This window comes from Phreatobacter sp. (assembly GCF_016793595.1).
Taxonomy (GTDB): Bacteria; Pseudomonadota; Alphaproteobacteria; order Rhizobiales; family Phreatobacteraceae; genus Phreatobacter.
This window is the reverse complement of sequence record NZ_JAEULY010000027.1, coordinates 53412-80057: the sequence shown is the minus strand read 5'-3', so window position 1 is coordinate 80057 and position 26646 is coordinate 53412. Positions and strand designations below refer to the sequence as shown.

The window sequence follows — 26646 nt, the reverse complement described above, 5'->3', positions numbered from 1 at the left end:
AGTGAGGAATAAAAACATTGCAGAATGGACATGTTCTGCAATGTTGAGACACGAGGGAATGGCAGCGTCACGCTTCCGCCTTCGATAGGGGCTGCCGGCAGCAAGGCTTTGCGCCGAGGCCCGCCTCCCAGCAAGCCTTTCGGGCATGGGAGGCGGGTCGGCAAGGAGCTAGCGAGGGAGCTGATTGGGCGTGCTGTCTCAGAAGTTGCCGAACAGAGCGGCCCCCGACGCTTGAGCATGATCGGGTTGAGGCACGGCGGCAGGCGCGCGGCCGGGCCCGTGTGCCGGCTGAATGAATTGGTGCTGACGGACGAGGTCGGGGCCAGATTTGATGCCTCGCTGGGCGTCAAAGAATTCGTGCCGCTCTCGCTCCTCGGGCGTGAGCGTTGTCGGGTATGATCCACTGGCAATCGCCGCAGCGGGAGCTGTGATGATGAGGAGTGTCGCGATTATAACTTTCATTTCGATATCCTTTCACCAGATCGTGTCGACCTGTGAAGGTATTTCTACATGTTCGATATTGCAGGCATTTCTCCAGTGTGATTCACAATATGCTTGCGTGATTACAAATATTTTCAATGAGGAGATCGGTTGAAAGCCGCTTGCGCGTAGCCCCTAAGGACCGTTTGGCACCGGCAAGAGCGGATCTGAAACAATTCGATACAAAGCCGCAAAGTGGCGATACTGCGGGGTGCGTAATGATGCTGCCCCATCTATCTGTCGAAGCGACCCTAGAATGAATGAACCACATATTCTTTTTGTCGATGATGATGTCGAAATCCGGCAGCTGACGTCCAAATTCCTTCGCCAGTCCGGCTTCCGCGTGACGCCGGCGCGTGACGGGCGGGAGATGCGCGAGGCGCTGAAATCGACGCAGATCGACCTCGTCGTTCTTGACCTGATGCTGCCAGGCACGAGCGGACTTGACCTCTGCCGAGAGCTGCGCGCGAGTTCTTCGATGCCGATCATCATTCTCACCGCGCGTGGCGAAGAAACTGACCGCATCGTGGGCCTTGAACTCGGTGCGGACGACTATCTTGCTAAGCCCTGTAGCCCACGCGAGCTCACCGCGCGGGTGAGGGCGGTTCTGCGCCGGAGCATGGCCGAACCCAATCGAGGCTATGAGAGCTGGTGTTTCTCTTTCGAGGGCTGGACACTCGATACTCGCAAGCGGGAACTGATCGACGCGCGCAAGGTGGCCATTGATCTGTCTACGAGCGAATATGACTTGCTGCTCTCGTTCGTCGAGGCACCTCAGAGGGTGCTGTCCCGCGAACATTTGCTCGACGCGGCGCGAAATCGCATCGCGACCGGTTTCGATCGCGCCATCGACGTGCAGGTGAGCCGGCTCCGTCGCAAGCTCGCGTCCTGTCCCGGCGGCGAGGATATCATCAAGACGATACGGGGGGCGGGCTACCTCTTCTCGCCGGAGGTTAGGCGTACTTGAAGGCGATATTCGACACGCTTGCCGGTCGCGCCATCATCGTGCTGCTGGCGGGCGTTCTCACGGTTCAGTTTTCGAGCCAGTGGATCTACGAGGCGACACTTGCCAACGAGGCCGCGCTCGCCAACCAGGAGCGCCTCGTCGAGCGGCTATACTCCATCTATCAGAATATCGGGCGGCTGTCGTCGGAGGCGCGCGACACGGCGGCCCATGACCTGTCCGGCGGCGCGATCGAGGCTCACTGGGCCATGCGGCCGCGGGCCGTCGGTGATGCAGGCGAGGAGTGGGGCGAGCTGCGCCGCCAACTCCTTCAGAGGCTGCCGCCGGGTGGGGGGGGCGGCGTCATGGTTGGAAAGGACGGATGGGATAACTCGCCTTTGCATCTGGCGATGATATCCATGCGCCTGCCCGATGAATCGTGGATCAATGTGGGCATTCTCGCGCCGCACTTTCATCCGCCCAGGCCGTGGCAGGCGATCGCCGCAACGACGCTGGTCGCGCTGGTTGTCATGCTCGCCTCCGTCCTCATGGTTCGGTGGCTGGCCCGCCCGCTGCAGCGCATGGCGGACGCGGCCCGCTCGTTCCAGCTGGCGGGATCGAGCGAGATCGTGCCCGAGGGGGGGCCTCGCGAGATTCGGGCGCTGGCAACCGCCTTCAATGACATGCAGTCGCGAATCCTCCGGCAGACCCGCACACGTACGCAGGCCCTCGCCGCCGTATCGCACGATCTGAAGACGCCGCTGACGCGCGTGCGATTCAGACTCGAGGAACTGAAGGATCGACGCCTGCGGCGGTCGCTGGAGCGCGATCTGTCCGAAATGGAACGAATGATCGAGGCGACGCTCCACTACCTCAAGGGAGACCGCGCCGGCGAGGAGGCGCAGCCGGTCGAACTTGTCGCATTGCTGCGGACGATTTCGGACGACGCCAGCGACATGGGGCAGGACGTCATGTTTCATGGTCCCGCTACATTGGTGTTGCGCGGTCGACGGCTGGCGCTGAAGCGCGCGATCACGAATATTGTCCAGAACGCAGTTAAATACGGCCGCCGCGCCGAAATAACTGCGTCGATCGATGATGATCAGGCCGTCGTCACCGTCCTTGACGAGGGGCCGGGCGTGCCACCTGACAAGATTGACGCGTTGTTCGAACCTTTCGTTCGGCTGGAGACATCCCGCAACGAGGCGACAGGCGGCTTCGGTCTGGGGCTCACTATCGCCGACGAGATTATCGGCGCCCACGACGGCACGATCACGTTGCAAAACCGGCCCGAGGTGGGGCTGGAAGTCGTGATCCGCCTGCCTCTGAAAGGGCCTGCCGGAAATGTTTTGTCACACAACCGAAACGCGCCGACAGAGCAAATCTGACAGGTTCCGGCCGTCGCTCGGCTGGCCTCCGAAACCCCCTCTTCGGGACGATCCTTTCCGGTCGCTCAATGGTCTGGCCGAGCGCCGCCCGTGTTCTGAAAGAGGTTGCCCACATGACTCTCAGCAGGCGCGCTGTCGCTGCCATTGCTCTTTCGATTCTGCCGTCCGCGGCCTTCGCCAGCGCGCCCGAGCGCGGGCCGAACGGCGGATGGAAGGTTGATGCCGGCCCGCGGCATCACGTCGAGGTCGTCTTCGACGGCTCGACCACTATCAGCGTTTACGTGAGCGATGGAAACTCCCGGCCGATCTCGGCTGAGGGATTCTCGGGCACGGCGACCGTCGTGGTGAACGGCAATACGCACCGTGTGCCGCTCGCAGCCAAGGAAGGGTCGAGGCTGACGGGTACGGCCCCGGTCGCCATTCCGGCTGGCACCAAGGGCGCTATCCAGCTTCAGATCCCCGGCGGCGGCAACGTCCGCGCCGTGCTCTGACCGCAGCAGGCGAGCGTGCCGCTGCCGCGGCACGTCGCTAACATTCTGGTGAATGCCGTGCTCGACATATCCCGGTGCGCTGCGATCGGCGCCATTGCTATTGGCCTGTCCGGTTGCGTAACCCGTGATGACGCGGCTTCGCTGGCAGTGAATCTGCCGGCGCGCTGGAGTAACGGGCCGACGAATACGACGACGCGGCCACCTGCGGATATCGCGACGTGGTGGCGGCGCTTTCGCGATCCGGCCGTGGACCGTCTGGTTCAGGAGGCGCTCGCCAATAATCCTGGTCTTGCGGAGGCGCAGGAACGGGTCATCGCGGCTCGCGCGCTCGCCCGCGCGCAGGGAGCGCAACGGCTCCCAATGGTCGACGGTTCGGCCCAGGCCATTCTCCAGTCGCGCCTCAATGGCCCGGCGAGCGGCCTCAATGCGGCCGGCGAGGATTTCTACGGAGATCCCGCGCGGCGAACGGTCGGCAGCTTTCTTGCCGGCTTCGACGCCAGATGGGAGCTGGATTTCTTCGGCCGTGTGAGGAACACCGTCATCGCCGCCGAGAACGCTGCCAGTGCTGCCGCGGAAGACGCACGCGACGCACAGTTCATTCTGGTCGCCGAGGTGGTCCGCACCTATCTCGAAATGCGTGGGGCCGAGGCGCGCCTCTCCGTCATCACCCGCGAAATCTCGGCGCGACGCGGCCTGCTGGGTCTGGTGCAAACCCAGCAGACAGCAGGCTCGGCGGGCGAATTCGATGTTCAGCGTGCACGATCGACGTATGAGGCGGCGAGGGCACGCGCACCAGCGGCGGAACTCGCCGTGCGCGTTGCAAGGCAGAGGTTGGCCACACTTTCCGGTTCCGCCCGGGCGGACGGCCGCATAGGCGTGAGCCGGCGCGGCGCGGTGATTATCACGACTGCCATGGCGCCCCTCCCGGCCGACATCCTGCGCTGGCGGGCCGACATCCGGCGCGCCGAGTATGTCGTCGCTCAGCGCGGCGCCGAGGCTGAAGTGGCCAATGCGGAACTTTATCCGCGCTTCGCTCTGGCCGGCACGCTCGACGTGGCGGGCAACCTTCTCGGCCGGCCGATCCTGGGCACGCCGGTCACTTTCGCCGGAGGGCCGGCGGTCACCATTCCCCTTGTCGACTGGGGAATGCGCGTTCACGTGCTGCGCGCCCGTGAGGCCCAGTGGCGCGAATCCGTCGCGGCCTACCGTGGCGCCGTCCTTCGCGCCGTCGAGGATGTCGAAATCGCATTGGCGACGATCCGGGCGACGCGCAACAGGCTGGAGCGCCAGCGCACCGCGGTCGCCGCGGCGCGCAGCGCATTGGACCTCGCCGACCGGCAGTATCGCGGCGGTCTCACCGGTCTGACCGAGCGATTGCAGGCCGAAACCGACCTGCGGCAAGCCGAGCTCGAACTTGCGGATGCGACCGAGGGGGCGAGCGTCGCTTCGGTGGCCTTTTTCAAGGCGCTCGGCGCGCCCCCGCCGCCGGAGCCGGTGCCGGCTGTCATCGTACCGGTGTCTTTTCCGGCTGCGGCTGCGAGCCCCGCCCCGTTGGCCGCAATCTCCGTTCGGTCCTCGCAGGCGCAGTGACTTCCGTCCCGCTTCCCCTTTTCGTGCCTAGGCAAACACGCTCATGAAAGCTCTGACCATCGCTATCGCCGGACTGATCGGGGGCGTTGTGCTCAGCCTGGCCTGGCCTCAAGGGCCCCAGATGGCGCGCACCTATCTCTCAGTCATTACCGGCGCAGCTTCAAGCTCGACAGCAGCGCCGAGCGGTAACGCAGGCGGCGCCCATGCCGAGGAGCGCGCCCCCGAAGGCACGCTCGCCATGACGGCGGAGCGCATCGCGACCGCGCGGATCGATCTGGCGGAGGTCGCGGGCGGCAGCCTGTCGCGCAGGCTGACGCTGCCGGGAACGATCGTTCCGGACCGCAACAACATCTGGCGTGTCGCGGCGCGTATCGTCGGGACGGTGTCGGAACTGCGCAAGGGGCTTGGCGACGAGGTTCGGCCCGGCGAGCTGCTGGCCATCCTCGACAGCCGCGAGGTCGCCGAGGCCCGCAGCGACTACATCACGGCGCTCGTCAATTTCGGCCTTCAGAAAACGCTGTTCGAGCGCGAGGAAACTTTGTGGCGCAGCCGCATCCAGGCGGAGCAGCAATATCTGCGCGCCCGAAACGCCTTCACCGAGGCACAGCTTCGCCTGCATCTGGCCAAGCAGAAGCTTGCAGCCCTTGGGGTCAGCGAACAGGAGATCGCCAAGCTCTCGGCCGCGCCGGAGGCGATGAACGGCCTTCAGCGCTATGAGATCCGCTCCCCGGGCCTCGGCCGCGTGGTCGAGCGCATGGTCGATCTGGGCACGCCGGTGGGCGGTGAAGGCCAGGCCAAGGAACTCTATTCCATCATCGACCTTAAGTCCGTCTGGGTGGAGCTGGCGGTTTCGTCGTCAGATCTCAGCCAGGTTCGCGAGGGCAACAAGGTTACAGTATCGATCGCCGGAAACGACCGCCGCGCCGAAGGCAAGATCGTTTTCATCAGCCCCGTTTTCAATCCCGAGACGCGCTCCGCCCGCGTCTTCGCCGCCATCCCCAACGACGATCTGTTCTGGCGGCCCGGCTCATTTGTCAGCGCTGATGTCGAAATCGAAAAGGTCGAGGTCGAGACGCGGGTGCCGCGGGCAGCGATGCAGACCGTCGAAGGCTCGACGGTGGTATTCGTTCGCACCGAGACCGGCTTCCAGACGCGGAAGGTGGTGCTGGGAAAGCAGGACGAGGAGTTCGTCGAGATCGCGTTCGGCGTGGACCCGGGCGAGACGATCGCGATCAGCAATACGTTCCTGCTCAAGGCTGAACTCGGCAAGTCCGAAGCCGAACATTCGCACTAGGTTTTGCCGCAATGATCGCTAGCGTTCTCGCATTCTCGGTCCGTCAGCGCTGGCTGGTGGTCATGGTCACGCTGGCCGTCGTGGCCTTCGGCATCTGGTCGCTCACGCGGCTGCCGATCGACGCCGTGCCGGACATCACGAACAAGCAGGTCCAGATCAACAGCCTGGCGCCTTCGCTTTCGCCCGTCGATGTCGAGCGGCAGGTGACCTTTCCGGTCGAGACCGCGCTCGCCGGTATTCCAGGGCTCGAGTATACGCGTTCGCTGTCGCGCAACGGCTTCTCGCAGGTCACGGCGGTGTTCAGCGAGCGCACGGATATCTATTTCGCCCGCCAGCAAGTCACCGAACGATTGACCGAAGCCGGCCGAAACCTGCCGGCAGGCGTTCGTCCGCAACTTGGACCGATCTCGTCGGGTCTCGGCGAAATCTATATGTGGGCGGTGCATTTCAAGACCGGCAGCGACCGCCCGCCGGTTCGCCCCGGTGCCCCCGGGTGGCAGCGCGACGGTAGCTACCTTACGCCGGAGGGGCAGATCCTCAGGACGGAGCTTGAGCGGGCGGCCTATCTGCGAACGGTCCAGGACTGGATTATTCGCCCGCAACTGCGAACCGTTCCCGGGGTTGCCGGCATCGACACGATCGGCGGCTTCGAGAAGCAGTATATCGTGCAGCCGGACCCCTCCCGGCTGATCGGCTACAACCTTTCTTTCGGCGACATTGCCGAAGCGCTGGAAAACAACAATGTCAGCCGGGGCGCAGGCTATATCGAGCGCAACGGCGAGGGCTTCAACGTCCGGATCAACGGACGGCTCGACGCGGTCGATCAGATATCGAGCATCGTCGTCGCCACCCGCGAAGGTACGCCGATCCGGATATCCGATATCGCGCAGGTCAGCATCGGCCGCGAGATGCGCACAGGCAGCGGCAGCGAGAACGGCGTGGAGGTCGTCATCGGCACCGCGATGATGCTGATCGGAGAGAACAGTCGCACGGTTGCGGCGGCAGTCGATGCCAAGATGCAGGCGATCAACCGGTCGCTTCCCCCTGGCGTCGAGGCGAAACCCGTCCTCAATCGCATGGCGCTGGTCGACGCGACCATCTCCACGGTGGCGAAGAACCTGTCGGAGGGCGCACTGCTCGTCGTCCTCGTGCTCTTCCTGATGCTTGGCAATATCCGCGCCGCGGTCATCACCGCCCTCGTGATCCCGATCGCCATGCTGATGACGATGTCGGGCATGGTGCAGGGAAAAATCAGCGCGAACCTGATGAGCCTCGGGGCGCTGGACTTCGGCCTGATTGTCGACGGCGCTGTGATCATCGCCGAGAACACCCTGCGCCGGCTTGCCGAGCGGCAGCATGAACTGGGACGTCAACTCACGCTCGAGGAGCGGCTGCAGACGGTCATTGGCGCTTCGGAGCAGATGATCAAGCCATCGGTTTACGGTCAGGCGATCATCATCCTCGTCTATGTGCCGCTGCTGACCTTTTCGGGGGTCGAGGGCAAGATGTTCGAGCCGATGGCGCTAACGGTCATCCTTGCACTGGTCGCGGCCTTCGTTCTCTCGATGACGTTCATTCCCGCGGTTCTCGCGATCGTCATCTCCGGCAAGGTGCAGGAGAGAGATAATTTCCTGGTCAAGGCGCTCCGGGCGATCTACGCGCCCGCCTTGAATGCCGGACTTCGTCTGCCGATCCTGTTCATGGCAGGGGCGATCGCGCTGCTGGTCGCCAGCGGCATGCTTTTCGGGCGGCTCGGGCAGGAGTTCCTGCCGCAGCTTGACGAAAAGAACATCGCCATGCACGCCTTGCGGATTCCCAGCGTGTCGCTGACGCAGTCTCAGGCGATGCAGCTGGAAGTCGAGCGTACCGTCTCGCGCTTCAAGGAAGTGGCCTATGTCTTCTCCAAGACCGGCACCGCGGAAGTGGCGGCGGACCCCATGCCGCCGAACGCATCCGACACGTTCATCATCCTGAAGCCGCAGAACGAGTGGCCCGATCCGTCGCTGACTAAGGCCAAACTTATCGAGCGGATTCAGGCCGAGGTCGAGAAGCTCGTCGGCAACAATTACGAGTTCACCCAGCCGATCCAGATGCGCTTCAACGAGCTGCTTGCGGGCGTGCGTGGCGATCTTGCCGTGAAGGTCTTTGGCGACGACTTCGAGCCGATGCTGCGCGCGGCAAATCAGATCGCTGCGGCTCTGCGCTCGACCCGCGGCGCGCAGGACGTGAAGGTCGAACAGGTCGGTGGCCTGCCGAGCCTGGAAATCAACATCAACCGGGCCGAGATTGCCCGGCTGGGATTGAGCGTCCAGGCGGTGCAGGATGTCATCGGCGCGGCCGTTGGCGGCCGTGAGGCAGGCGTGATCTTCGAGGGCGACAGGCGCTTCCCGATTGTCGTCCGCCTGCCGGAATCCGTGCGCGAGGACATCGAACACCTGCGGCACCTGCCGCTGCCGATCGCCGCGGAGGGCGCGCGAGGCGCAGCCTCCATCCCTCTTGAGCAGGTCGCTTCGCTCGCCTTTGTCGAGGGGCCAAACCAGATTTCCCGCGAGAACGGCAAGCGCCGCGTCGTCGTCACTGCGAACGTCCGCGGCCGGGATATCGCCTCCGTCGTGGAGGAGGCGCAGGTGAAGGTGCAGCGCGTCGCTCTGCCGAGCGGCTATTACGTCACCTGGGGCGGCCAGTTCGAGAACCTCGCCGCAGCGCGCAACAGGCTGATGCTGGTCGTGCCCGCATGCTTCCTGCTGATCCTGTTGCTCCTGTCATCGGCGCTCGGCTCGTTCCGCGACGCGTTGCTGGTGTTCACGGCGGTGCCACTCGCGCTCACCGGCGGCGTTATCGCGCTGTGGCTGCGCGGAATGCCGTTCTCCGTCGCGGCCGCCGTCGGCTTCATCGCGCTCTCAGGTGTGGCCGTGCTCAACGGTCTCGTCATGCTGACTTACATGAAGCAACTCGTCGCGGAGGGCTGGTCATTGAAAAAGGCCGTGGTCGAGGGCGCGCTGACACGCCTGCGTCCCGTCATCATGACGGCGCTGGTCGCCTCGCTCGGTTTCGTTCCGATGGCCATCGCGACCGGCACGGGCGCCGAGGTCCAGAAGCCGCTTGCCACGGTCGTCATCGGCGGCCTGATCAGCGCGACGGTCCTGACGCTCATCATCCTGCCCATCCTGTACGTCCGCTACGGATCAGCAGCGAAATCCGGGCAATCCCTGAGTTCAGGTTCCGGCCCGGCAGGACAGGTGGACAACGCAAAGGACGGCGCGACTGTCGCGCCGGCCAGCGCGGGTTCATGATCATGCCGCTGAACAACGGATAGATGGATCGCGACACCATGATCGACGCCCCGCAACGCGGACAGGAGGCCCACGGTGATGGTCCCGGCGCCCATGATCACGGCCAGTCGGTCACCGCCTCCAGCGAGCGGCGCATCCGGTTCGTCTTCATCTTCACGGCCGGTTACGCGCTGGTTCAGGCCGTGGGCGGCTGGATGTCCGGATCGCTGGCGCTTATCGCAGATGCCGGGCACATGGTCTCGGACGCCGCGGCGCTGCTGCTCGCGCTGATTGCCTATCGCATCGCGCGCCGGCCGGCCGACGCGACCCGTACCTACGGCTTCCATCGCGTGCGCGTTCTTGCAGCGCTCGCCAATGGCGCGACGCTTTTGCTGCTTGTCGCCTGGATCGCTTGGGAAGCGGTGCAGCGCATCAAGGCGCCGGGCGAGATTCTCGCCGGCCCCATGCTTGCGGTCGCAGCGGTTGGGCTGCTTGTGAACATCGCTGGCGCGTACATCCTAGCTTCCGGCAATTCTCAAGACAGCAATCTCCGCGGTGCGTTTCTGCATGTCGTCGGCGATCTCCTTGGCTCAGTCGGCGCCATCGCTGCGGCCATCGGCATCATGCTCACGGGCTGGACCCTGCTCGATCCGATCCTCTCGGTTCTCGTCGCGGGCCTCGTCATTCGTTCTGCCTGGACCCTGGTTACGGACTCCATCCGGGTATTGCTGCAAGCTGTCCCGCGCGGCATCGATGCGGTGGAAATCGAACGCGGCATCGCGGCCCTTCCAGGGATCGAAGCCGCCGGTCATTTTCATGCGTGGACGCTGAGCGACGATACGATCGTGGCCACCGTTCACGTCAGCCCGAAGGGCGCAACGGATTCGTTGTCGTTACCAGCACTTGTCGCCGATTGGTTGAAGACCCGCCATTCGATTGAGCATGTGACCGTTCAGGTGGACCGCCAGGTAGTCTCGAAGGAATTGCATAACGCCAAACAGAAATAGTTTACGATATATCGCGTCGAATCGGTTTTCGAAGAAATATTTTGGATAATATTAAGTTATAAAAGCTACATTATTCCGTGTCGCGATTTTGCATCGCCGATCCCGCGTGTACTTATTCAGCGGCTTTACCTATTAGTCGGGCAAGGCAAAGTTCACCTATCTCCCGCGCCGCGCCAGTCTCAGAGCGCCTATTTCGAAAACTTGGATCGAGTGCGCAGCTATGGCCTTTCTCTTGTCAGCCGCTCAGGTCGACGATCCCGGCGAGCCGCGCGGCGCTGTTGCGACTGACGGATTGACGTCATTCGGTGCTCTCTCACGAGCCAAATGGGGCAGGGGTAATCGGGTGCTATTTTGATGCACAAGCCATCGGCATTCGCGCCGAGGGGATTCATGCGAAAGTGTACGAAGATTAAAGCCTGTTCAAATTCCAGGGTTCCTTTCTCTAGGAGCCGATCGCCGACAGTCGTCTTGCAGCGCACTCTCAAGCCAGCATCGCCTGAGGCACTGTTTTGACCCCCATTTTGCGGGCGGTGCGGGACTTCATGGCAGAATGCTCATTGCTGGCTGCGGGTCAAACGCAGGGGTGAGCATCCATGTCCACCAACCTCAGCTAATTCTGCAAAACGAAATCCGCCCACGATTGCATGACATCACGGCGGCGATTGAGCACAGTCGATCGTGCGTATGCCTGTTCGACCGCATTGCCAATAAGGTGAGCGAGACAAAGCTCGGCCACCTCGCGCGCAACACCGTTTTCCGAGCACCAGTCGCGAAAGCTCGAACGAAAGCCATGGACGGTCGCATTGAGCTTAACCTTCTCGGCCCTGACTCCTTTTGGAGCGAGAGCTCGTCTCAGCGCCATCGACAGCGCCATTTGCGAAAGGGCGTTCGTATTGGAATTCGGGAACAGCAGCCCGGATCGATGGGGCAGGGCTTCCAATATTGCGATGGCCTGATCGCTCAGCGGGACGACATGTTCGCGCTTCGCCTTCATGCGTTCCTTCGGCACCACCCAGATCTTGGCATTGAGGTCGATCTCGCCCCAGTCGGCTCCACGTACTTCGCCAGACCTGGCCGCCGTGAGAATCGCAAATAACAGACCGCGCGTGGAAAACCCGCTCAGCCCTAGCAAGCGCTCTGCGAGTGGCGGGACCTGATGGTAGGGCATCGCGTTGAAGTGTCCGCGCTTCGTCGGATCCTGCGGTTCCAACAGTTCCTTTAGCCCGTCGCGCCACCCTGCCGGGTTGTTTCCCGTCCGAAGGTCGAGTGCTGTTGCACGGGCCAAGACCTTCTCGATGCGAGCGCGAAGCTTCTGAGCTGTCTCCGGCACGCGGTGCCAATGCGGCGCAAGCACATCTATGATGTCCTGTCGCGTGATTTCGCTGACGGGCTTGTGCGATAGCGGCTTTGCGAGTTCGCGCAACGAGCGCTCCCACTGACGCTGATGCGACGCCGAGCGGAACATCTTCTTTTGAAGCACGTCGTCAGCAATCGTGCCGAAGGTGGTTGAGCCGCGATCAGGTGTTTGGACCCGCACGCTCTCTCCGCGAGCGACAATGGCCCGAAGAGCTGCGGCTTTGGATCGCGCATCGGCCAACGTGATCGCCGGAAACGGCCCAAGGCCGCTCTTTGCTCGCTTGCCGTTTGACTTGTGCCAGAACTGCCAGGTGCGCGATCCGCCCTTGACGATGAGATAGAGGCCGCCGCCATCGGCGTATGCGCCATCGTCCTTCAGAGCCGCCATTCCACGGGTCGTGAGCAGGTTCAATCCGCGAGCCATCGCCGCATCCCTAGGGCACCTTTTAGGGTACCCGTTAGCACGAGATTGCACGATACGCCAGGATACGCGGAGCTCCTGCCGATTTCGAGAACCTAGAAAAAGCGTGACATAACACAAGGTTGCGTGGATCATCATGGAACGTCGAGAGACGGTTGGATACGTGAGTTATGGTCCCGTAGGGAGCGCCAGCCCTCTTTGGGTGGATAAAGATCAGCAAGAACAAAGACTTATAATGTCAGCCTTGCTGACCTATCCCCCATGCGGGAGTTTGGCTATCCCCCACGGATCGATCTCGTGGGGGTTGGTCCGTTAACGTTCCGCTGATACGTTTCGGAAGTCTCAAAGGTATGCATTCGTGCGAACGCTTCTGAACGTCACTGTTCACAACTTTCTGAGCTTTCGGCGAATCGATGTCGCCCTGAAGCCGTTGAACGTTCTCGTTGGCCCCAATGGGGCCGGTAAGACCAACTTCCTGCGGGTTTTTCAGTTTTTGGGTGACGTCGCCCGCAATGATCTTGTCCCCGCCGTGGACAGCCTTGGCGGCATGGAACACATCCGCTTTCGCACATCAAAAATCGAGCGTGCGTCCACGACGATCGAAGTCCGAGGACTCATCACGGAGCATGCGTCGTTAAACGCTCCAGATGAGTATAGCCTCTCGTTTTGGCAGTTGCGATTGCGCCATGGCCGGCTTGACTCTCCGGGGCCAAGACGAATGCTGCAACGACGCGAGTCCATTGTGTTAAAGCGATTTCGCGGGAGGGGCCGTAGAATAACGCTTTCGGGTGGAAGCATGGTCTTTGCCCCTGAGAAGGACGCCCGAACGCGGGACGAGAGAAAGATTTCTATCCAGTCGCAGTCATCTGGCCTGAGCACCATAAGACGTCTGGGTGAAGAGTACGGCGCTTCTCAAGTTGCGGAGTTGGCATCAGTCTTCGAAGACCTCCGTCTTTTTGAGGTAGATGTTGAAAAGGCGCGCTTGCCTGCGAGTGCAATCGAGCCTTCGAGGCTTTCCGCCGACGCATCGAATCTGGCAGCCTATCTTCAGTGGATGAAGGATGAATATCCCGACATCTTTGAGAAACTTTGCCAAGATGTTCGCTACGTCCTCCCGAGTTTTGTTTCATTTGAGTTCAGTAAGCTTGGTGGGTCCTCCGAAGCAATCGTCGTTCAGTTGAAGGAGCGTTATCTTACGGACCTTACCCCTCTCGGTAGGGCATCGTTTGGGACGATTAGAGCTATCTCGCTATTTGCGATGCTTCATGACCCGTCACCTCCGAAACTGACGTGTCTTGAAGAAGTAGATCATGGCTTGCACCCGCATGCATTGGATAGGCTCGTCCAACGGTTACGCGAGGCTTCTGACCGCACGCAGATCATCGTGGCGACGCATTCGCCCGCGCTTGTCAACCGGCTTCAGGAAGATGAACTCTGCGTGTTCGAGCGAGATGAAGAAACGGACGCCACGAGGGTTGTAGATTTGGGCGAACTGAACGTTTCGGCCATGATCGAAGAGTCTGGCTATGGATTGGGCGAGCTTTGGTTTTCGGGCACGCTCGGGGGAGCACTTTAATGCCGAGGGTGCGGCAAAAGGTCGTGCTGGTTTTCGGTGAAGATGACACGGATCGATCCGCCCTAATCGATATTGCTCAAGCTGTCAGGAAGACCACGGCGAAGTTTGCTAAACGCCACCGGCCTTTAGTATTGCTTCGCAAATCGGAACTGCCCGCCACGAGAAGGCGTGCAGCCGAGGGAATCGCGGCCTTGGTAAGGGCCGAAGCTGTCTCCAACGATGTCATTGCAGTGATAGCCCATCGTGATTGCGACAGCGTCGAGCCCGCCCATGTTCAGGCAGCCGAAGAGATTGAGGCTGAGTTGAAGGCTGCGGGGGTAGGGGTACCCGTGGCTGCTACTCCAGCGTTTGAGATGGAGGCATGGTGGCTGCTTTTTCCCGAGGCACTTAGCCAAGTGCGCCGATGCTGGGCTCGAATTGAAATCGGAAATCGGAACGTCGGTAGTATCGTAGACGCCAAGGAGTTCCTGCGCCGGAGTTTGCGGCCGGCAGACCCGGTGGCTCGGCAGCGCTGCCCTGACTTTTGCGAGTCAGATGGTGCCTATATCGCAGCGAAGATCAAAGAACTCGCCCTAGTCACACCTCAGCGCCGCGCTAGATCGCAATCGTTCGATAGTTTCTGCGCGAAAATTGAGGCATTGAAGAACTTCTAGGCGCATTCCAAGCCTCGATACCCCCTCACTTGTCGCGCGCCCCTTCTCATCCAACTTCAATTGATCCGCACCGCGCTTGCTTTCTATCCGCGATCAGAACATAACGGGAACTGATCAGCCGAGTCGAGAGCCTGCCCATGACCGCGCCCCGCCGCTCGGATCGAGAAATCGCGTCTGAGGCCATCACTGATCATGACGTTGATGACGTTCTGGCCGAGTTCGCGAACGACCCGCGTAGAGCCATCCGGGCGCTCCTTGAGGGCATCGCTACGCTGGCCTTGGACAAGGCGAGGACGACCAGCCGGGGCTATGTGCGGGGCCGTATCTACATGGGCATCGACATGCTCAAGCTGCCTTGAGCCCCTGCATGACATGTGTTCGGCTACGTCGAGGTTGAGAGGAACTGGGCCATGAACGACGCCGCTACGATCCGCGACCTTGAAGCTGCCCTTGAGGCGCAGCGGAAGAAGCTGACGGTTCGCTTTGCCGTGATGATCATCGTGGCGACGGTCGCGGTGTTCCTGCTCGTATAGGAGCTTCGCTGTCGCCTCTGCCGGCCCAGCCCGCGCAGCGGGTGACCATCGTCTCCATCAAGGACGGCCGGGCGTCCGCATCATCACCCTCGACGATAAGCCATGGTTCGTCGCGAAGGATGTCTGCGCCATCCTCGGCTACGTACAGGTCAACCACGCTCTGCGTCTTCTCGATGCCGACGAGCATATTCCCCACAAACTGGGGAAAACTCCGGGTCGTCCGCACCATCGACATGGACCAAGAGGGCTTCACGCTCTTCGCCATGGGCTTCACCGGCCCGAAGGCCCTTCAGTTCAAACGGCTGTACATCCGGGCCTTCAACGCGGCCATGGAGGAAATCCATGGTTCCACGCAGCGGGCCTGTGACACTTGCACTGAACGTCACAGGCCCGACGTCATCAATCTCCGAAAGTGAAGACCACTCGGTCACGCCCAAACCCGCCAGTCCCGGTGCCTCTTGTGCCGGTCGAGACAAAGCGGAATGGTCCTGCCCGACCATCCGAACAGGTTGCCGTGCCTTCTCCTTCGCGGCGGGTCACATAGACGAACCTGCCCTCGCAGACCGCACCCTTGCTCGATCGAATGGTGAGGGTTCCAGCGCCGTCGAGGAAGCCAGTCGCGGTGCCCAGAAAGGTCTCTCCCGTTGCGATGACATTACCGCGCACTGGCAAGGTCATTGAGCAACCCGATAAGAGGAGCGCGGCGGGCAAGGTCGCAGCGAGCGCGAGTCTGTTCATTTCACATTCCATGTCTGCTGGTCGTCGGTGACGGCGGTTCGCCACGCTGACCAGCTTGAGCACAAATGAGCCAACGTGGGGAAGGCCGCGCTGTCTGCATGGGAGCGATGTCGGATTTCCCCGCTGCGCGACTGGCTCCACTATGGCGTGTTGGCCCTGTCGTTGAATCTGCGCACCGCTTCATTGAACTCATCGGTCGCGCTTTCAACTTTCCTGCGGGCGTCCCGAATGAGGCATTCGCGGTACTCATCCAGATCGCTCTTGTAGCGCTCCATATCCATTCGGCAGGCCCGGAACTGCATCTCATCAGCGAAGCGGCCGAAGCCGATGATGCATGATGGGGATGACGGTTCCGAACAGTAGGCGAGCGCCGACGATGTGAACACAGCCAGCCCAGCGGTGGCGACAATCGTGTGGAGCAGTTTCATTCGCATTGATCCATATGGCGAGGCGAGAACGTAGCCCGCTTTTTCACGGTCTGCTGTCTGGCAGTTGCGGCCGTTCACAGGTGTCTTTCGACGCCTCTTGTTGTGATACCCCTCACTCAAGCTAATGCAGCGCGCCGCTGGCCTTGCCGCGCCTATTGTCGCCATCGGCCGTCCTAGGCCGTCTCTCTACCTCACCATCGCCAAACCTGACCGCTTCCCACTGCCGCGCCTTCGGCAGGTGGGTGGCCTTCGCGTGCCTTCCATTCCGTGGAGTCGTCTCATGCTCTCAGCCGTCATCACCACCAGTGACCTCCCGAACCTCGCTCGGGAAATCAACGACGCCCACCGGCAGGTGCGGATGCACGGCCGGGGCATGCTCATGGAAGCCAAGAGGGCGGGCGAGGCGCTCCTCGTGGCCAAGCAGCAGTGCGCCCACGGGGAGTTCAAGGCGTGGATCAACGCTCGCACCATGGTCAGCTACCGACAGGCAGCGGCCTACATGCGCGTCGCCAAGCTCTCGAAAGATGCGGAGGTCCGCACTTTTGATGGCGGCATCGACGCCTTCCTCGACGCCCATGCCGAGGTGAGCATCCAGACGCTGACCGCTCTGGCGTCGGAAGCCGGCATCGAGCCCGGGGAAGCGAAGGCCCACATGGCGAAGGTGCAGGCTGCATTCGTGCAGCAGGCCGATAAGGTGGCGCGGCAGGCCGGTGTCAGCGACTTCGCAGACTTCACGGACTGGGCATGGAAGCATCAGCCCAACACCATGCGCGAGGCAATCCGCACGCAAGCCATGCTCCGCAGCACGGAGGGATATGGCGCTCTGGCTCGGGAGTACATGGCCACGATGGACCAGCACGACCCCCATGCCATCCTTGAGGCCGACTTCGGCAGCGGCATCACGGCGCACAGGACGCAGGAGGGTCGCATCTACCTGAACGTGCCCGGTCAGGGGCAGGTCGGATGGCGGCAGGCGGTCAGCCTTGGACTGGTGAAGGTGTCTCGCCGGTAACGGCTTCGGCCTCCGGGCGCGGCTTAGAGAGCTTGGTCGGAAGCATCACAGCTTCGATACAGGCCATCTTCGCCGCGTCCGATGCCGGCCCGGGGTAGCGCCCCATGGTCAGTCCCAGCGGAAGCTCGCCGCTCTCCTTACTGTGACCGACGACCTCCGCGATGGTCCATGGCGTGAAGCCCGCACCGCCTTGGGCGAGCACATCGCCAGCCTTCTTCATGAACCATCGCCGGAACGAGTAGAAGTCCACCGTCTCCTGCTTGCTGTTGGTGATGGTCTCTCCGATTTTCAACTCGCGCCTGCGACGCGTGAACCGTTGGGACAGGGCAGCGTAAGGCCCACGGGTGTCGGAGGCTTTCCCGGGGAGATCACGGAAAAGCGGCTCATCATCGCCAGCGCCAGCCATCCGCTCCTTTACGATGGTGGCGATTGCCGGGTGGATTGGAACGCGTCGGATGGCGCTGACGGTCTTGCCGTCACGTACGGTGAACATGCCGCCCTTGCTGTCCGCAACCGTCAGACTGGCAATCTCGGTTGGGCGCATCCCCGACAGGGCAGCGACCCTAGCGAAGTCCGGTATGGGCTGGTCCTTGATGTCCCGCAGTAGGATGAAGACCTCATCGTCCGTGAAGGGCCTCTTGGCCTGTCCCTGTGCCTCACGCTTCTTCCTGTCGGACTTCATGCGCCGACCCTGCCACGGGTTCGCGGCACCCTCGGCAAGGTGACCAGCCTCGACCATCCATTTCCAGAACCGGCCGTACCACTTCAACTGGTCGTTCGCGGTCTCGGGGTTCTTCCCGGCCTGCACGAACACCTCTTGGAAGTAGGCGTAGGTGGTCTTCCGGTCGAACGTTTCGACGGCAGCCGCCAAACCCTTTTGCTCGCACCACTCCGTCAGGAGCTTCATGGCGTGCCGTAGCTTGGCCTCGGTGCGGGCAGGGTACTTTCGGGTCGCCGCCATCTCATCGACATAAAGCGACAGAGGCGTCAGCCGGCCCTCCACGATGGCCAGCATATGTTCCGCTTGGTCCTCGCCATGCTTCGCGATGATCCCCGGCAACACGTCCTCAATGAGCACGTCCAGCGCTGTAACCTCTTGCGGCTCCCCGGTGCCGGGGTTCAGCGCGATGGCCTCACGCCACTGCATTGCCTGCTTGGTGATGGGTGAGGGCAGGGTGCCCCTGTGCGCCGCCTGAATGCGGTCCTTGAGGCGCTGGATGACGCCATGCTTGAGGGCCTCGGCCACCTTGGGGTCGCCAGTGCCGAGCGCCTCGCGGAGCTTCGTGGAGCCCACACGCTCCTGCAGGGAAGGGGGCACCATGACCACGACGCGGAGCTTGTTTCCGTGCCATTCGAGGTGGGAGCCGATGCGGGGTTTTGCCTTCGATGCCATGGGCCTGCCTGCACTGCGAAAAGGGGCTGCAATCCCCCATCTATCCCCCAGAGTTATCCCCCGCGCAAGCTTGAAAACATCAACGATTCAAGCATATTAAGAACTTAGATGCCACTTGGCGTGCCCTCCCGTAGGGAGCGCCATCCACTTTCCCTGCATATTCATCCTCCCTTCGCTTTCGCGGCTTTCCTAACCTCGCGGCGCTTGGTTGGGGAGTTCTTGCTCGCGCTGGTTCTTCCAGCTTGTGGATCGCGGCGCTTGCAAATCGGGCTTGATCAGCCTCGAGCGTGTATCGCTCGGCTGCTGCAGGGCTCTTGTGTCCGAGGGGCGACATGATCTCGTGAGCTGTGCTCGGCGGAAGGCGGCCGGCCGCCTTCCGCCGCCCGTGCGGCTGTCAGTCCAGCGGCAAACCGACATCGCGGATCGCGTCGCGTATGGACCTGGAGCGCCCGGGCCTTTCCATCAACGCAGCGCTGCGCTCACGCGGTTGCACGTCCAGCACCTCTCGGGTCGAGTGGTCGCGGTATCATAATGCCATTTTGGCTTACCGCGACGACCCGCTGCGTGAACCCCACCGGGCAGCCTCATCCGTTAGGCCCCCTTGACCAAATATCATATATAACATCAAATACAGAAAAATCGAAGATCCTAGAAGTCTCGTACGGAGGAAGCTTGGTTATGAATGGCAAGATGAGGGTTGGCCCGTCCCGGCGTTCGGTGTTGGGTGGAGCCGCCACCGCCTTGACGGCGATGGCACTGACCGTTGATGGGGCTCAGGCGGACAACGAGCTGGGGACGAGCGGGGCGCCTGTCGAGCTTCGTGTCATTGCCAACGCCGCCTTCTCGCACACATGGCAAACCGTGCTCGTGCCCGAGTTCAACAAGATCTACCCCCACATCCGCGTCACCATCGACGGCGTGCCCTATAACGAGCATCTCGCGAAGCTGATGCTCGAAGCGACCAGCACCAACCCCGAATACGACGTTCTGGTGATCGACGATCCCTGGACGCCGCAGCTGGCGCAGCTGGGCGCCCTGGTTGATCTGAAGGGGCCGAAGGTCGCGCCGATCACCGCAGCGGACTACGAATGGGCTGATTTCAATCCTGCGCCGCTGGCATCGGGCGAGTGGGGCGGCAAGCAGTACAGCATCCCGGTCCGCTCGAACATGCTGATGATGTTCTACAATCGGGCGCACTATCAGAAGGCGGGTCTGCCCGAGCCGACGCCGCAGCTGACCTGGAAGCAGTATTTCGAACAGGCCCCCAAGCTGGTTCAGGACATGAACGGCGACGGCACCACCGATGCATGGGCTGTCGATACGTTCTTCGTCCGCGATCAGCTCACCCCGACGATCTGGCAAGCCATCATGAACTCCAACGGCGGTGCGCTGCTGGACGACAAGGGCGCGCCCATCTTCAACAACGAGATCGGCGTGGCTGCTCTCGAAATGCACCGGAAGCTGCTGGACTACGCCCCGCCCGGTTCCCTCGGGCACGGCCTCCAGGAGTCGCTTCAGACATTCCGTCAGGGCGCCGTTGCCACGATGTTCATGTGGGGCAGCGTGTACAAGGCGTCGGGTATCGATACGAGGGCATCGGTCCTGACCCTGAAGGAGCTCGGGATGCAGGTGATGCCCGTCGGCACCGCGGGTCCGGGCACGCATCGCGGCATCTGGACTGCGGGCATTGGCGCCAAGACCAAGAAGATGAAGGCATCCTGGGCGTTCCTGGAGTGGCTGACCTCCAAGAAGGGAGAGGCCGTCAATGCCGCGCTGGCAGGTTCGTTCCCGGCACGCAAGTCGACGTTGACCGCCCCGAGCGAGGACTGGATGAAGCCCGTCTATATCGCGCTTCAGCAGGCCTATGACGTGGCTGCGAAAGGCAAGATGTGGCGGATCAGGAGCCCGCGCTCCGACGCGACGCAGCAGATTCTCGCCGATGAAATCGCGCGGGCTCTGGCCGGGCAGGTCACTCCCAAGGCGGCACTCGATGTAGCCGCGCGGCGCATCAGCCGCATTCTCCGGTAGCCCTTGCAAGGCCTCGCTCGTGGGCAAGCGGAGTCCATTGGCGACCTTTACAGCTCTGGCGCGCCCGCCACCCGGCGGGCGGGCCGTGCATTCCGTCACCTCACTGCTTGCCCCGGCTGCAGCTCCATCAGTCTCAAACCAAGATTGAGAATGTCATGACGACAAAGGCCCTCATCAAAGAGGTCAAGACCCTTTCCTGCAGCAATTCCTGGCGGAATTACTTCTTCCTGAAGATCACCACCCAAGACGGGATCGTCGGCTGGAGCGAGTTCGACCAGAATTTCGGGTCGCCGGGTGTGGAAGCTGCGATCAATCAGCTCAAGCACCGGCTGATTGGCCAGGATGCGATGCATCACGAGCTGATCCGTGAGGATCTGCGCAATGTCACCCGACCCGGTTCGGGCGGTGTTGTCGGGCAGGCGCTCGGCGCCATCGAGAACGCCTTGCTGGACATCAAGGCGAAAGCGCTCGGCGTTCCCTGCTACACCCTGCTTGGTGGCAAGGTTCGCGACAAGGTGCGGGTCTACTGGTCTCACTTCGTCTCGTACCGCGCACGCACCGAGCACTTCTCGCCGCCGATCTTCGACATCGAGGGCGTTCGCCAGATTTCCCGTGAGGTTGGCGAGCGGGGCTTCACCGGCCTCAAGACGAATATCTTCAACTACGACGAGAACGATCGGATCTCCGGCTGGGCCCCGGGTTTCGGCCGGCCCTTCGAGGGCGGGCGGAATGTCGAGCGGCGGCTGCGCAAGAACTTGCGGCGCCACCTGGAGGTGATCCGCGAGGAGGCCGGGCCGGACATCGACATCCTGCTCGATCTGAACTTCAACGCGCGGACCGAGGGCTATATCGAGATCCTGCGTGAGATCAACGATCTCGACATTTTCTGGGTCGAACTTGACACGCTCGATCCCGAGGCGCTTGCGCTGATCCGCTCGAAGAGCGCTCATCCGATCGCATCCTGCGAGACCCTGATCGGCCTGCAGCAGTTCCTGCCCTACTTCCGTGCGCAGTCGGTTGATGTCGCCATCGTCGATACGCCCTGGAATGGCGTGTGGCAGTCGATGAAGATCGCTGCGGCGGCAGAGGCGTATGAAACCAATGTGGCTTGCCACAACTTCTACGGTCATCTCTGCACGATGATGAATGCGCATTTCTGCGCGGCCGTTCCCAATCTGCGGATCATGGAAACGGACATTGACCGGGTCGCATGGGATCACGAACTGTTCACGCATGTCCCCGAGTTCGTCGACGGTCACCTCATCATTCCGGATCGTCCGGGTTGGGGCACCGAGCCGATCGAGGAGGCGCTGCTTGCCCATCCGCCCGTGAACGCAGGCTTTGTCCAGCAGATCGCCGTCGCGCGACTGGGCTCCTGAGTCGGTAAAGAGGCGAAAGGAACCTCAGTGCAATGACGGGCGCAGTCAACGATCCCGTGGACGTTCTGATCATCGGCGGCGGTGCTTCTGGCGCCGCCGTTGCCTGGAGCCTTGCCGACACGAGGATGAGAATTCTGTGTCTCGAGCAGGGTGATTGGGTCAAGCCGACGGAATTCCCGACCACGGGCCGCGACTGGGAGGCCCGGCAATTTGGCGACTTTTCCGTCAGCCCCAACCGTCGCGGGCTGCCGGAGGACTATCCGATCAACGAGGACGACAGCCCTATCAAGGTCGCCAATTTCAATGGCGTCGGGGGTGGCACGATACTCTATGCCGGGCATTTTCCCCGCCTTCATCCTTCTGATTTCCGCGTGCGCTCTCTCGATGGCGTCGCCGACGACTGGCCGATCAGCTACGAGACCCTGGAGCCCTACTACGCCCAGAATGACGAGATGACGGGTGTTGCCGGGCTTGAGGGAGATCCGGCCTACCCGCCCAAATCGGCGCAGATGCCGCCCTTGCCGCTGGGGCGTACCGGCGCTGTGCTTGGCGGGGCGATGAACCAGCTGGGCTGGCACTGGTGGCCATCCGATGCGGCCATCAACACCCAGACCTATGATGATCGTGCTCCGTGCATCAATCTGGGGCACTGCCTCCATGGCTGTGCGCAGGGTGCCAAATCCAGCACCGACGGTTCGTACTGGCCGAAGGCCATTCGCGCGCGCGTCGAGCTGCGGACGCGGTGTCGCGTGCGGCGGATCGAGACCGATGCCGACCGAATGGCAACGGGCGCCCATTACGTCGATCCGGACGGTATCGAGCGCTTTCAGCCCGCGGCAATCGTCATCGTCGCCTGCAATGGCGTGGGCACGCCACGGCTGCTGCTGAACTCGGCTTCGGAACAGTTTCCGGAGGGGTTGGCTAACTCGAGCGGGCTCGTCGGCAAGAACCTGATGTTCCACCCCTATGGCCAGATCAGGGGCTATTTCGACGATAAGCTCGATGCCTATCGGGGCCCGAGAATTGGTGCGTGGAGCATGGAGTTCTACGAGACCGATGCGTCGCGCGGCTTCGTGCGGGGCTATTGCTACCAGTTCTCGCGCGGGCTCGGTCCCGTTTCGACCGCGACCGCCGGGATGGCGGACGGGTTGATTCCGTGGGGCGAGGGACATCACGCCGGGTTTCGACGCCTCTTCGAGCGCAGCGCCGGTATGGTGTCGATCTGCGAGGATCTCCCCGAGGAGATCAACCGGGTCACACTCGACCCCCAACTGACCGATTCAGACGGCATTCCCGCGCCGAAGATCACGTATCGGCTCGGGGAAAACTCTCAGAAGATGCTGGATCACTCGATCGCCCGCGCGACCGAAATCCTGAAGACGGCGGGAGCGCGCGCGATCACCGCAAAGTCGCCGATGCCGTCAGCGGGATGGCATCTGCTCGGCACGGCACGGATGGGGCTCGATCCAAAACGGTCGGTCGTCAATGACTGGGGGCGCAGCCACGACGTTCGCAACCTGTTCATCGTGGACGGCAGCGTTTTCGTGACTGCCGGAGGCGTCAATCCGACCTCGACCATCCAGGCGATTGCCCTCTATGTCGCCGACCAGATCAAGGCGCGAATTCATAACCTGTTCGATTGAGTGGTCATGACCAAGCTATCTGCCAGCGCCTTCAGCGATGTTCAGCAGGAGACATTGCGCGCCATCGCCGGGGCGATGATCCCGCCATGTGAGGAATCCGGCTTGCCGGGTGCCAATGATGCCGCCATCGTCAGCGATATCCTGGCTTCCACAGGACGCGACACAGCGGTCCTGATCGGCATCCTGGATGCGCTCCATTCCGCCGCCGGCGGCAATCTGGATGCCCTGCGAAGCGCCGGTCCCGGGTCGTTTCTTGCGACGTTCCGGTCCGAAAGCCCGGCACTTGCAGGGGTTCTCGAGCTGGCAATCGCGCAGTGTTACTACCGCGATGACCGGGTCCTGCGGGTCATCGGGATGGAGCCGCGACCGCCGTTTCCCAAAGGCTATGAGATCGAGGAGGGCGACTGGTCGCTCCTCGATCCTGTCCGGGCGCGCGGAAAAATCTACCGGGACGCTGATGAGGGGAGGGCGCCATGACGGATGCCGCTTTGGTGAAGCGACGCAGCCATGGCAAGTGGAAGGATCTCCTCGTCCGCTGGTCGTTCATGCTGCCGACGATCGTCTTGCTCGCGGCCGTCCTCGCCTACCCCCTGTTCTACACGCTCCAGATCAGCTTCTCCTATTTCGACATGTCGATCTTCGGCGCGGGCGAGTGGGTTGGCTGGGAGAACTACGAAACCGTCATCAACGACTACCGATTCTGGGAGTCGCTGCGCGTCACGCTGATCTATCTGGCCATTGCCTTGCCGCTACAGGTCGCGCTCGGTTTCGGTATCGCCTTTCTCATCAACGCCGAGTGGGGCGGCCGTGGCCTGCTGCGCGCGCTCTTCATCATTCCCATGGTCGTGGCCCCCGTGGTTGCGGGTGGAATCTGGCGCATGATCCTCGATCCGCTCTGGGGCTCGATGAATTTCCTTCTCGGCCTCGTCGGCATCGGTCCGTTCGACTGGTTCGGTGACCCGCGACTGGCGATGGCCACGATCATCATCATCGATACCTGGCGCTGGACACCCTTCATCGTGCTGATTGCGACAGCGGCGCTGCTCGCCTTGCCGCGCGACGTGTTCGAGGCGGCCAAGATCGATGGCGCGAACTGGTGGGCGACGCTCTGGTCCGTGGCGCTGCCGCTCCTGGTACCGATCATCGCCGCCACCTTCGTGATCCGCTGGCTGGGCGCAGTCAAACTGTTCGATATCGTTCTAGCCTCAACTTTTGGCGGCCCTGGGAAAGCAACCAGTGTCATCAACCTCTTCATCTATGAAGAAGCATTCCGCTCGTTTCACTTCGCTGAATCCGCAGCAATGGTCATGATCGTCCTGGTGTTGACGATGATCCTGACTGGGCTGTTTCTGCGCGGCAGCCGCAAGCTGGAGGAACTGTTTTGACAATGACTGAAGTCGTCGTCCAGCCACAACATCCTGCGCGTCGCAAGATCAACGGGCATTACGTCCGCATCGCCGCCGGCGTGTTCGTCAGTCTGCTCTTTCTCTTTCCGATATTCTGGATGGTGTTGACATCGTTCAAGCAGCAGGTCGACATCTTTACCACGCCACCGAGGCTGTTCTTCACCCCCACGATCTCGACCTATGTCGAGTACTTGCAACGGGCCGATATTGTCAGGCGACTGATCAATACCGTCATCGTCGCTGTCGGAGCGGGCGTTCTCTCGATCATTGTCGGCGCGATGTCAGGCTATGCGCTTGCCCGCATCAAGATGCGGGGTGCGCACACATTCGGGCTGCTGATCCTGCTTTCGCGCGGCGTTCCGCCCATTGCGCTCGCAGTCCCGATGTTCCTCGTTGCGCGCAAGATGGGGCTGGCTGACCAGCATATCACGCTCATCCTTGCGTATTGCACGTTTCTCATCCCCTATGTGATGTGGCTCATGCGCAGCTTCTTCGTATCGCTTCCCCGCGAACTGGAAGAATCGGCCATGATCGATGGCTGTTCCCGCTATGGCGCGTTCTTCAAGATCATCGTGCCGATCTCGATGCCGGGCCTTCTGTCCACGCTGATCTTCAGCATGATCCTGGCGTGGGAAGAACTTCTCTTCGCGCTCGTGCTCACCAATCGTTTTGCTTCGACGATGCCAGTCGCCATTGCCGGCATCGCGGGCGATACCGTCAACGGTGCGAACTGGGCTGCCCTGACAGCCGTCGGCACGATCACGGTAATTCCTGTCGTCGTCTTTGCCCTGCTGGTTCAAAAGTGGCTGATCCAGGGCCTCGCGGACGGCGCTACGAAGGGATAGACGAAATTACGATGGACTAACCCGGATTGAACCCATGAGCCCGCCCACCGCCTACATGACCAAGTCAGGCCTCGCGCACCAGCAGATCAAGCAGATGATCCTGTCGGGCGAGCTGCGGCCAGGCAGTCGCGTCAAGCTAGGCGAAGTGTCCCGAAGGCTTGGAATTAGCGAGACGCCGATCAGGGAGGCGATGACCGCGCTTCACTCGGAAGGCTGGCTCGACATGACGTCTCATGTTGGTGCGGTCGTGCGGGACATCAGCGTTGAGCAGGTTCTCGAGATCGCTTCTATACGCGGTCTGATCAGCGGGCTGGCGATCGAGCTCAACGGTCCTCACTTCGACGAGGCGATGCTGCAGAAGCTCAAGGACAATGTTCAGGCGATGAGCGAAGCGGTGCGGCGGGACGATCTGCAGGGAATGTCCGCGCTGAATGACGAGTTTCACCGGCTCCTCTCCAATGGCCCGTTTTCCCCATGGTGCGCCCGCATCATGGAGAGTGTCTTGGGCCTGACATCCTACCTGCGCCACGGAATCGTCCCGAAGGCGGAGCGCCTGCGAGAGCAGGTCCGCGAACACCGGAAGCTGGTGAAGCACTTGTGCGAGGGAGACTTTCGCGCAGCGGCGGCTACCGCCGAGCTTCATGAACGCAACGGCGGGCTGTTCCTGATCGGAGAACTGAACAAGGCGAAGGCGAGTGAGGAACAGCTCCCGCCGGTCAAAACCGCGCCCCGCAAGGCCCGTGATCGATCACCCGCGTAACTCGAAACAA

23 protein-coding genes and 1 pseudogene are annotated in these 26646 nt (G+C 62.1%); 21 read left to right on the top strand and 3 right to left on the bottom strand.

Annotation, left to right across the window (positions count from 1 at the left end):
- The first annotated feature begins 736 nt into the window (after positions 1-736).
- The 7 genes from JNK84_RS21975 (at position 737) to JNK84_RS21945 (ending at position 10465) form a co-directional block, all read left to right on the top strand.
- Entirely contained in the window at positions 737-1447 is a 711-nt protein-coding gene (locus tag JNK84_RS21975; protein ID WP_293428264.1) for a response regulator, read from the top strand.
- Complete coding sequence (locus JNK84_RS21970; protein WP_293428262.1) at positions 1444-2811, top strand: ATP-binding protein; 1368 nt, start codon at positions 1444-1446, stop codon at positions 2809-2811. Before JNK84_RS21975 ends, JNK84_RS21970 begins: the two co-directional genes overlap by 4 nt.
- Positions 2812-2924: 113 nt before the next feature.
- A complete protein-coding gene (locus JNK84_RS21965) occupies positions 2925-3302 on the top strand; it encodes a hypothetical protein (RefSeq protein WP_293428260.1) in 378 nt (125 codons plus the stop codon).
- 15 nt (positions 3303-3317) lie between these two features.
- A complete protein-coding gene (locus tag JNK84_RS21960) occupies positions 3318-4892 on the top strand; it encodes an efflux transporter outer membrane subunit (RefSeq protein ID WP_293428258.1) in 1575 nt (524 codons plus the stop codon).
- 43 nt (positions 4893-4935) lie between these two features.
- Complete coding sequence (locus tag JNK84_RS21955) at positions 4936-6186, top strand: efflux RND transporter periplasmic adaptor subunit (RefSeq protein ID WP_293428256.1); 1251 nt, start codon at positions 4936-4938, stop codon at positions 6184-6186.
- An 11-nt stretch (positions 6187-6197) separates the two neighbouring features.
- Positions 6198-9479, top strand: coding sequence for an efflux RND transporter permease subunit (locus JNK84_RS21950; RefSeq protein WP_293428255.1), 3282 nt, complete (start codon positions 6198-6200; stop codon positions 9477-9479).
- A 23-nt stretch (positions 9480-9502) separates the two neighbouring features.
- On the top strand, positions 9503-10465 hold the full coding sequence (locus JNK84_RS21945; RefSeq protein ID WP_293428254.1) for a cation diffusion facilitator family transporter: 963 nt from the start codon (positions 9503-9505) through the stop codon (positions 10463-10465).
- Positions 10466-11075: 610 nt separating this feature from the next.
- Here the strand turns inward: JNK84_RS21945 and JNK84_RS21940 are convergent.
- On the bottom strand, positions 11076-12245 hold the full coding sequence (locus JNK84_RS21940) for a tyrosine-type recombinase/integrase (protein ID WP_293428253.1): 1170 nt from the start codon (positions 12243-12245) through the stop codon (positions 11076-11078).
- A 355-nt stretch (positions 12246-12600) separates the two neighbouring features.
- Here JNK84_RS21940 and JNK84_RS21935 point away from each other — a divergent pair, with 355 nt between their 5' ends.
- The 6 genes and pseudogenes from JNK84_RS21935 (at position 12601) to JNK84_RS21915 (ending at position 15420) form a co-directional block, all read left to right on the top strand.
- Entirely contained in the window at positions 12601-13818 is a 1218-nt protein-coding gene (locus JNK84_RS21935; RefSeq protein ID WP_293428251.1) for an AAA family ATPase, read from the top strand.
- On the top strand, positions 13818-14471 hold the full coding sequence (locus JNK84_RS21930) for a hypothetical protein (RefSeq protein WP_293428249.1): 654 nt from the start codon (positions 13818-13820) through the stop codon (positions 14469-14471). The genes JNK84_RS21935 and JNK84_RS21930 overlap by 1 nt, the downstream gene beginning before the upstream one ends.
- Positions 14472-14608: 137 nt before the next feature.
- The gene (locus tag JNK84_RS21925) at positions 14609-14830 is read left to right on the top strand and encodes a hypothetical protein (RefSeq protein WP_293428247.1); all 222 of its coding nucleotides are present in this window, start codon (positions 14609-14611) and stop codon (positions 14828-14830) included.
- A gap of 51 nt (positions 14831-14881) precedes the next feature.
- A complete protein-coding gene (locus tag JNK84_RS21920) occupies positions 14882-15004 on the top strand; it encodes a hypothetical protein (protein ID WP_293428245.1) in 123 nt (40 codons plus the stop codon).
- A gap of 79 nt (positions 15005-15083) precedes the next feature.
- A pseudogene (locus tag JNK84_RS23530) lies at positions 15084-15158 on the top strand (BRO family protein); the annotation flags it as partial.
- The gene (locus tag JNK84_RS21915; protein WP_367272381.1) at positions 15124-15420 is read left to right on the top strand and encodes a Rha family transcriptional regulator; all 297 of its coding nucleotides are present in this window, start codon (positions 15124-15126) and stop codon (positions 15418-15420) included. The pseudogene JNK84_RS23530 and the gene JNK84_RS21915, both read left to right, overlap by 35 nt.
- A 462-nt stretch (positions 15421-15882) precedes the next feature.
- On the opposite strand, the gene JNK84_RS21910 is transcribed toward JNK84_RS21915, so the two are convergent.
- Entirely contained in the window at positions 15883-16170 is a 288-nt protein-coding gene (locus tag JNK84_RS21910) for a hypothetical protein (protein ID WP_293428241.1), read from the bottom strand.
- Between the two features lie 280 nt (positions 16171-16450).
- Here JNK84_RS21910 and JNK84_RS21905 point away from each other — a divergent pair, with 280 nt between their 5' ends.
- The gene (locus JNK84_RS21905) at positions 16451-17182 is read left to right on the top strand and encodes a hypothetical protein (protein WP_293428239.1); all 732 of its coding nucleotides are present in this window, start codon (positions 16451-16453) and stop codon (positions 17180-17182) included.
- Here the strand turns inward: JNK84_RS21905 and JNK84_RS21900 are convergent.
- Positions 17148-18575: a tyrosine-type recombinase/integrase gene (locus tag JNK84_RS21900; protein WP_293428237.1), complete on the bottom strand. Its 1428-nt coding sequence runs from the start codon at positions 18573-18575 to the stop codon at positions 17148-17150. The two genes, JNK84_RS21905 and JNK84_RS21900, sit on opposite strands and share 35 nt — an antisense overlap.
- A 678-nt stretch (positions 18576-19253) precedes the next feature.
- Here JNK84_RS21900 and JNK84_RS21895 point away from each other — a divergent pair.
- The 7 genes from JNK84_RS21895 (at position 19254) to JNK84_RS21865 (ending at position 26636) form a co-directional block, all read left to right on the top strand.
- Positions 19254-20603 carry an ABC transporter substrate-binding protein gene (locus JNK84_RS21895; protein ID WP_293428235.1) on the top strand — a complete coding sequence of 450 codons (1350 nt, stop codon included), beginning with the start codon at positions 19254-19256 and terminating at the stop codon, positions 20601-20603.
- Positions 20604-20758: 155 nt separating this feature from the next.
- Entirely contained in the window at positions 20759-21982 is a 1224-nt protein-coding gene (locus tag JNK84_RS21890) for a mandelate racemase/muconate lactonizing enzyme family protein (protein ID WP_293428233.1), read from the top strand.
- Between the two features lie 32 nt (positions 21983-22014).
- On the top strand, positions 22015-23625 hold the full coding sequence (locus tag JNK84_RS21885; protein ID WP_293428231.1) for a GMC family oxidoreductase: 1611 nt from the start codon (positions 22015-22017) through the stop codon (positions 23623-23625).
- A gap of 6 nt (positions 23626-23631) precedes the next feature.
- Positions 23632-24102: a hypothetical protein gene (locus JNK84_RS21880; RefSeq protein WP_293428229.1), complete on the top strand. Its 471-nt coding sequence runs from the start codon at positions 23632-23634 to the stop codon at positions 24100-24102.
- Positions 24099-25010, top strand: coding sequence for a carbohydrate ABC transporter permease (locus JNK84_RS21875; protein ID WP_293428227.1), 912 nt, complete (start codon positions 24099-24101; stop codon positions 25008-25010). The genes JNK84_RS21880 and JNK84_RS21875 overlap by 4 nt, the downstream gene beginning before the upstream one ends.
- A gap of 2 nt (positions 25011-25012) precedes the next feature.
- Positions 25013-25876: a carbohydrate ABC transporter permease gene (locus JNK84_RS21870; protein ID WP_293428225.1), complete on the top strand. Its 864-nt coding sequence runs from the start codon at positions 25013-25015 to the stop codon at positions 25874-25876.
- A 34-nt stretch (positions 25877-25910) separates the two neighbouring features.
- Positions 25911-26636 carry a GntR family transcriptional regulator gene (locus tag JNK84_RS21865; protein WP_293428223.1) on the top strand — a complete coding sequence of 242 codons (726 nt, stop codon included), beginning with the start codon at positions 25911-25913 and terminating at the stop codon, positions 26634-26636.
- The last annotated feature ends 10 nt before the right edge of the window (positions 26637-26646 follow it).